We start from the raw sequence: 7283 nt of genomic DNA on the forward strand, positions 1-7283 counted from the left end.
GGCATAATCATTGGTGCCCTTGAGATTGCTGTCAAAGCCGTCAACCGGAGCGGCCTGGCTCAGGTCGAGCGCCTTGCCCGCTGGCATGCCCTCGGCAATATCAAACAGGACGACATCGCCCATTTCCTTGGAAGCTGCGAGGTGGGCGAGCGTGCCGCCGATCATGCCTGCGCCGATCAGCGCAATCTTGTTACGGGCCATGTGGAAAATTCTCCTGAAATAGAGTCGAAAAAGGATATTATAGGAAGGATTAGGCCCCTAATAGGACAATTTCAACCGCAGATCGCACCATTTCGCCAGCTATCTTTGCAATTAGTTCGCAATAGCAATAATGGGAAGGTATATTGAACCCCTCCTCTTCAGAGGAGGGGTTGGGGTGGTGGCGAGGCTTTAGCCGAGCTTGTGCAACAAAGCCACTCACCGGCATCGAGCCGGTTCGCGGCTATCACACCCCTTGCCCCTCCCTTGAAAGGGAGGGGTTCAGGAAATCGACATTCCGCTCCCACCAAACATGCTTCCAATGTTTCCGATCTTTTGCGTTGCAAAGTGAAATTGAAATGTCATGATACGAGTCTTGGGAGAGACAAATATGCTGACAAAAGGCGACGATTATCCGCTGCACCAGACCCCGGAGCCAATGGCGCTATCCGGCGGCAATCGCAATTTCTACGACCGCTATTTCTTCAACGGCTATAGCGCCGACGGCAGCATCTTCTTCGCCGCCGCGCTCGGAATCTATCCCCAGCTCGACATCATGGACGCCGCCTTTTGCGTGACGATTGACGGCAAGCAGCATAATCTGCGCGCCTCGAAAAGAATGTCCAGCGAACGTCTCGACCTGACCGTCGGCCCGATCACCGTCACTATCGTCGAACCCCTGCAGCAGCTCCGCCTGACGGTCGCCGGAAATGACAGCCCGGTCACCGCCGACATCAGCTTCACCGCCCGCCATCAGCCGATCGAGGAGCCCCGCTTCATCCGCCGCGACGGCCCACGCCTGCTGATGGACTATACAAGAATGACCCAGAATGGCGACTGGTCGGGCACCATCACCGTCGATGGTCAGGCTATCGATATCGCCAATTGCCGCGGCACCCGCGATCGCAGCTGGGGCATCAGGCAAGTCGGCGCAGCAGAATCGCAACCGCCGCCGGCTGGCGAATTCCCGCAATTCTGGTGGCTCTGGACACCGCTGAATTTTGACGATCACGCCTGTTTCTTCCACAGCAATGATGATGGCGAAGGAGAGCCGTGGAACCGGCGCGGGGTGGTCGACGCGATCACCGGCAAAGCTCTGGAATTCGAACCCAAAGCCATTGATCTCAGCTATCACAGCGGCTCCCGCCGCATCAAGCAGGTGCAACTCGAAACCGGCAATGGAACCCTCTCGATCACGCCGCGCACGGGGAATGCGGCGCGGACTTTCTATATGTCCGGCCTCGGCTATCTCCATCCGGTCTGGGGCCATGGCATGGATCATGGCGATCTGGAGATCGGCTATGATGTCATGACGCTCGACCCCGCACCCGCGATTGAAATGACCACCATCCATATCCAGGCACTCAGCGATGCCGTACTCACCGTGGACGGCACAGAGCATTATGGCATCGGTACTGTCGAACAATTGTTCATCGGCCCGCACGCCACCAGCGGCCTGACCGGAATCATGGATCCCGCTGCATGAGCGGCCACTTTCCTGTGCGCCCGGAAGAATTCGAGACCGCGTTCATCGAGCAGGTTTTTGACGCGGCACCGGGGTCGCTGCAATCGCTGACCCATGAGCCGGTTGGCACCGGACAGGTCTGCGACAGCTATCGCTTCACCTGCGACTGGGCCGAAGGCGACCATCCGGAGACTTTCATCGCCAAATGCCCGAGCGCCGATCCGGTCAGCCGTGGCGCTGCCGCCATCTTCCATCTCTATGATATGGAAGTGGGCTGGTACCGGGATGTGGCGGCCGGGTCCGGCGTATGCTGCCCCCGATCCTATCATGCCAATATCACCGACGACGAGCAGCAATTCGTGCTCCTGCTGCAAGACATGGCCCCCGCCACCCAGGGCGATCAACTGGCCGGAGCATCGCTGGTGCAGGTCGAAACCACGCTGGCTGCAGCCGCCGCGCTGCACAATGTCCAACCGGACAAAGGTTTCGATTCCCATGAATGGCTCCATCATGGCGCAGGCAACAGCGCCTTTATGGAAAATAACCTGCCCAAGGGCTATCCGCTTTTCCGGGAAAGATTCAGTCAACTACTGTCATCGGATATATTGGATCTCGGGCAGCAATTGATCGACCGGATCTCCCGCTATGTCGCCCACGAACCACCCGAACTGACGATCACCCATGGCGACATGCGGCTCGACAATATTCTTTTCCACGTCGACGGGCGGGTCGCGGCGCTGGTCGACTGGCAGACCTGTTCGCTCGGCAATCCGGCCAATGATATTGCCTATATGATCGGCACCAGTTTCGCCGACCCCGCCGACCGGCGCCAACACGAGCAACGACTGGTCAAAGACTATCTTGCTGCCCGGTCAGGGGCGCCGGACTTCGAGACTTTCTGGCAGGAATATCGCCGCCACGCCTTTTCCGGCTTCATCATGGCGATCAACGCCTCGCTGCATGTCGAGCAGACCGAACGCGGCGACCGGATGTTCGCTGCCATGGCCGAGCGCCCAGCACAAATGGCGCTGGACCTCGATAGTTTGAGCCTGCTCTAACCCGCGAGTTCGCGGATCATGTCTTCCCAGACACCGATATTCATATGGAAGCTCTCCACGGGAATACGCTCGTCTAGTCCATGCGCTCTGGCATCTTCCGGAATCTTCAGCCAGACGCCGCTGACCCCATAGACCGGAATGCCGATGCCGCGGAAAAACACGCCGTCGGTCGCTCCGGTCGACATGGATGGCACAACCGGCATGCCGGGAAAGCGCTTGTGGATCGCCTTGGTATAAGCGCCCACAACATCTGCGCGCAGCGGACTAGCCGGGGTCGATGCGCCAAAACTGTCCGACTGTTCTACCTTTACTCCGGCACCCGCAAGTTCCTGCAACTCTGCCATCACATCAGCTGGTTCAACGCCCGGGAATATCCGGCAATTGACCGTCGCCTGCGCCAGTTGCGGCAGCGCGTTATCGGCATGACCGCCGTTTAATTTGGTCGCGACACACCGGGTACGGGTCAGGCCCACCTCTTTGGGATCCGCCTCGATAATATCAGCAGCCTCGCCGTCATTTTCATCTGCCAGCCAGCGCCGTATGGCATCCGCAACCGGACCTTTTTCCTGTTCTGCCCGCGCGGAAAAATACCCGCGCGTCGTCTCATTCAGCATCGGCGTGAACCGGTGCTGCTCGAGTCGCGTCAGCGCGCTTGCCAATTCGTAGATCGCATTGTCGGGGCGCGGTTTGGAACTGTGGCCGCCTTTGTTGGTCACGATAAAACTATAGGTCCGATAGGTCTTCTCGGCGGTCTGCAAACCATAGCCCAGCGGCTTGCCGTCAGCAGTAAAGCCGCCACCGCCGGCATCGCTGTTGAGCGCATATTCGGCGCGCACCAGATCGATCCATTCTGTCGATGCCAGGCGCGAGCCATCGCCCGCCGTTTCCTCATCACCGGTGAACAGCACAATGATATCACGCTTCGGTTGGAACCCGGAACGCTTCAGCCGGATCAGACTCATCACGATCGCAGTCATGCCAGCCTTATTGTCAACCGAACCACGGCCCCAATAATAGCCGTCTTTCTCGCGGAAAATAAACGGATCATCGGCCCAGTCGGCACGCTTGGCTTCCACAACATCCATATGCGCCATCAGCAGGATCGGTTGAGCGGTGGCTGTGCCATCTGCTGCCCAGCGCAAGATCATGCTTTCCGTCTCGCCATGCGGTTTGACACTGATGTCGGTCAGCCCCTCGGCGCTGAATTTGGCAGACAGCAGTTTGACCAGACGCGGCACTTCGCCGCGACCTTCAACGGTGGGAATTTCGACGACCTGTTTGAACAGCTCGCGGGCTTCGACCTCCGGCACGTCAACCTCGGTTGCTTGTGCACTTGAAGCCAATATCGCCGCTGCAGCCAATCCCGAAAAAATCCTCGTCCGCATAATACCTCTCCTATATTTTACTTTCAGATCCATGGCCCAACGCCAGATATTCATCGGATTGCATCTCGATCAGCCGTGATGCGGTCCGCGCAAATTCAAAGCTGCCGTCACCTTCTGGGTAAAGCGCATCCGGGTCCGCGTCAGCCGCCGCCAACAGCTTCACCTTATATTCGTAGAGTGCGTCAATCAAAGTGACAAACCGCGCGGCCTCGTTGCGATTCTCTTTGGAAAGCACCGGTATACCGACAATGATGACGCTATGATAATGCCGTGCAATCGCCAGATAATCCTGAGCGCCACGGGCCTCCGCGCATAGCCGCTTGAACGAGAACACCCCGACGCCTTTCAGCGATTTTGGAACGGTCAGCATCCGACCACCCTGCACCCCTATTTCTGCCGATGGCACGTGTTCGCGATCCTCGGGGGGATAGTCGGTCAGGCGGAAGAAGGCGTCGCTCAAAGCCTGTGTCGCAACCTCCCCATTGGGCGCATGCCAGAGACCAACGCCGCCCAGCCGTTCGCGCCGGTAATCGGTCGGACCATTGAGGGAAATTACATCCAGCCGCGTTTTGAGCAGTTCAATGAACGGCAGAAAATGCTCGCGGTTGAGACCGTCCTTGTACAGATCATCGGGCGGCCGGTTGGATGTCGTGATGATCGTCACTCCCGCCTCGACCAGGCCGGTGAAAAGTCGCGACATGATCATCGCATCGGCGCTGTTGTTCACCACCATTTCGTCAAAGGCCAGAAAACGGGCCTCGCTGGCCAAGGCAGCGGCAACCGGCGGTATCGGATCGCCGAGTTCCTTCTTGCGCTCATCCCGGATTCTGGCGTGTACATCCAGCATGAACTCATGGAAATGGGCGCGTTTCTTCCGCTTGATCGCGAGATTGTCGTAGAACAGGTCCATCAGCATCGACTTGCCACGCCCGACTCCGCCCCACATGTAGACGCCCTTCGGGGCCGCCGGTTTTTTGCCGAATGTCCGCCACAACAGGCTGCCGCGCGGTGGCACCGCTTCCAGCTCTTCCTGCAGAGAGGCGAGGCGTTGCGCGCAGGCCTCCTGATCGGCATCGGGCTTCAGTTCCCCCTGCGCCATCAGCGCCTGATAGCGCTGATAGAATGAACTCATTGCAAATCGGTTTTCTGATTGGGTGCCTTTTTCACGATCGCGGTAAACGAGGCCATATTATCCTGTCCGGCATCGCCCTGCACCACCAGTCCCCGCATGAACAGGAAGCGGCCGGTTTCGCGGGCGATCTCGACCTGTGCCTCGAGCGGTTCGTCCAGCCGGGCGCCGCCGATAAAATGAGTCTGCAGCTCCAGCGTCACCGCAAATCCGGACGGACCGATGTTCAGCACCCGCATTGCGGCGAACAGCGAACAGTCGATGAATCCCATCATCGTGCCGCCATGGACGACGTCGCCGAGATTGCGGTGCTTGCGTTCGGGGAACATGCGGACCCGGGCGATATTGTCACCCAGCCCGTCGCCGCCGCGCCGGACAATCATCCGGCCGAGAAAGCTGTTGTAACAATCGGGATCGGTCAACACCCAGCTATTCCAGCCCGGATGGTCCGGGTCGGGATCGCTTATGACAAAATTGGGCTCGGTCTCGGCCATCAGTATTTGCCGGCCGTCAGATTTCGCGGGATGCGGTCATCTTCTTGATCTCGGCGATCGCCTTGGCCGGGGACAGACCCTTGGGACAGGCGTTGGCACAGTTCATGATCGTGTGGCAGCGATAGAGCCGGAACGGATCCTCCAGCTCATCAAGCCGTTCCCCGGTCATTTCATCGCGGCTGTCAGCAAGCCAGCGATAGGCCTGCAACAGGATCGCGGGGCCGAGGAACTTGTCGCTGTTCCACCAATAGCTCGGGCAGCTGGTCTGGCAGCAGGCGCACAGGATGCATTCATACAGACCATCCAGTTTACCGCGATCTTCCGGCGACTGCAGCCGCTCCTTGCCCGATGGCGCCGGCGTGACCGTTTTCAGCCAGGGCTGAATCGAGGCATATTGAGCGTAAAAATGAGTGAAGTCCGGGACCAGATCCTTGATGACTTCCATGTGCGGCAGCGGGGTAATCGTGACCTTGTTCCCGCAATCTTCAATCGCAGTGGTACAGGCCAGACCATTTTTGCCGTTGATATTCATCGCGCAGGACCCGCAAATGCCTTCGCGGCAGGACCGGCGGAAGGTCAGCGTCGCATCCTGCTCCGACTTCATCTTGATCAATGCGTCGAGCACCATTGGCCCGCATTCATCCGTATCAATTTCGAATGTATCGTAGCGAGGATTCTCGCCCTTGTCGGGATCATAGCGGTAGACTTTAAACGGCCGCTTTTTCCCACCGGTCAGTGCTTGATGCAACTCGCCGGTTTTGCGGATCTTGCTATTCTTGGGGAGCGTGAAAGTAGCCATGTCTATCGGATTCCCTTTTTCTGCGGATCGGCATAACCAAGAAATGCTGCTATCTCAACCGTTTTGCACTGCAAAAACGACAGTAGCGCTTTCAAATCATGCAATCACTTGTGGCGCTCGAAAAAGGCGACCATGTCATCCAGCACCGGGGCCTTGTACCGAAACGGCTTGGCCAGCGCCATCATGATCTCCAGATGGTCGACATCGGGATATTCGACATATTCCGCATCACCGCCCGCTGCGAGGATCTTGTCGCGCAATATCTTGCTGTTGCGGGGCTTGACCTGGGTGTCATCGGCACCGCTCGAAAGCCACAGCGGCGGTGCATCAGCACGGACAAAATTGACTGGCTGGGTCATTTCCGGCGCAGGATAATCACCAAAGCTCTGCTTGGTCGATTCGGAGTCAAACGGGTAAAAATCATAGGGTCCGGCCAGCGCTGCCACGCCGCGGATCAGGTCTGGTGACTTGCCTTCCCGACCCAGCCACTGCGGGTCGAGTGCCAGCATCATCACATTATAGGCGCCAGCAGATTGGCCAGACAGAAATATACGGCTCGCGTCGCCGCCATATCGACCAATATTATCGTCCACCCAGGCCAGCGCCTTCGCGCTGTCTTCAAGGAAGCCGGGAAAACGCGTTTTCGGGAAGAGGCGATAGTCGGGCAACACGACGATATAGCCGCGATTGGCCAGCGCCCGGCCAGTGAAGGCATATTGGTCCTTGGCCCCGTCGCGCCAGCCGCCGCCATAGAT

Annotated in this window: 8 protein-coding genes; 2 read left to right on the forward strand and 6 right to left on the reverse strand. The window is 58.4% G+C overall.

Annotation, left to right across the window (positions count from 1 at the left end; translation table 11 throughout):
* On the reverse strand, positions 1–201 hold a 201-nt coding region (locus V7665_RS12545; RefSeq protein ID WP_442955229.1), incomplete at its 3' end, for a lactate/malate family dehydrogenase.
* 388 nt (positions 202–589) lie between these two features.
* Between V7665_RS12545 and V7665_RS12550 the strand changes: the two genes are divergently transcribed.
* Together V7665_RS12550 and V7665_RS12555 are read left to right on the forward strand one after the other, a co-directional pair.
* Positions 590–1684 carry a hypothetical protein gene (locus V7665_RS12550; protein ID WP_335664873.1) on the forward strand — a complete coding sequence of 365 codons (1095 nt, stop codon included), beginning with the start codon at positions 590–592 and terminating at the stop codon, positions 1682–1684.
* The gene (locus V7665_RS12555) at positions 1681–2721 is read left to right on the forward strand and encodes a phosphotransferase (RefSeq protein ID WP_335664874.1); all 1041 of its coding nucleotides are present in this window, start codon (positions 1681–1683) and stop codon (positions 2719–2721) included. The genes V7665_RS12550 and V7665_RS12555 overlap by 4 nt, the downstream gene beginning before the upstream one ends.
* Here the strand turns inward: V7665_RS12555 and V7665_RS12560 are convergent.
* From V7665_RS12560 to V7665_RS12580, 5 genes are all read right to left on the reverse strand, one after another.
* Positions 2718–4106, reverse strand: coding sequence for a M20/M25/M40 family metallo-hydrolase (locus V7665_RS12560; RefSeq protein ID WP_335664875.1), 1389 nt, complete (start codon positions 4104–4106; stop codon positions 2718–2720). The two genes, V7665_RS12555 and V7665_RS12560, sit on opposite strands and share 4 nt — an antisense overlap.
* 10 nt (positions 4107–4116) lie before the next feature.
* Positions 4117–5238, reverse strand: a complete 1122-nt coding sequence (zapE, locus tag V7665_RS12565; protein ID WP_335664876.1) for a cell division protein ZapE — start codon at positions 5236–5238, stop codon at positions 4117–4119.
* Positions 5235–5729 (reverse strand): PaaI family thioesterase, encoded by a 495-nt coding sequence (locus tag V7665_RS12570; protein WP_335664877.1) that lies wholly within the window; start codon positions 5727–5729, stop codon positions 5235–5237. Before V7665_RS12570 ends, zapE begins: the two co-directional genes overlap by 4 nt.
* A 16-nt stretch (positions 5730–5745) precedes the next feature.
* On the reverse strand, positions 5746–6528 hold the full coding sequence (locus V7665_RS12575) for a succinate dehydrogenase iron-sulfur subunit (RefSeq protein WP_335664878.1): 783 nt from the start codon (positions 6526–6528) through the stop codon (positions 5746–5748).
* Positions 6529–6632: 104 nt separating this feature from the next.
* On the reverse strand, positions 6633–7283 hold a 651-nt coding region (locus tag V7665_RS12580), incomplete at its 5' end, for an alpha/beta hydrolase (protein ID WP_335664879.1).

This window comes from Parasphingorhabdus sp. (assembly GCF_036964675.1).
GTDB lineage: Bacteria > Pseudomonadota > Alphaproteobacteria > Sphingomonadales > Sphingomonadaceae > Parasphingorhabdus.

Coding starts and splice junctions, on each gene's coding strand:
- V7665_RS12550 (WP_335664873.1), top strand. CDS start 590: ATGCTGACAAAAGGCGACGATTATCCGCTGCACCAGACCCCGGAGCCA.
- V7665_RS12555 (WP_335664874.1), top strand. CDS start 1,681: ATGAGCGGCCACTTTCCTGTGCGCCCGGAAGAATTCGAGACCGCGTTC.
- V7665_RS12560 (WP_335664875.1), bottom strand. CDS start 4,106: ATGCGGACGAGGATTTTTTCGGGATTGGCTGCAGCGGCGATATTGGCT.
- zapE (WP_335664876.1), bottom strand. CDS start 5,238: ATGAGTTCATTCTATCAGCGCTATCAGGCGCTGATGGCGCAGGGGGAA.
- V7665_RS12570 (WP_335664877.1), bottom strand. CDS start 5,729: ATGGCCGAGACCGAGCCCAATTTTGTCATAAGCGATCCCGACCCGGAC.
- V7665_RS12575 (WP_335664878.1), bottom strand. CDS start 6,528: ATGGCTACTTTCACGCTCCCCAAGAATAGCAAGATCCGCAAAACCGGC.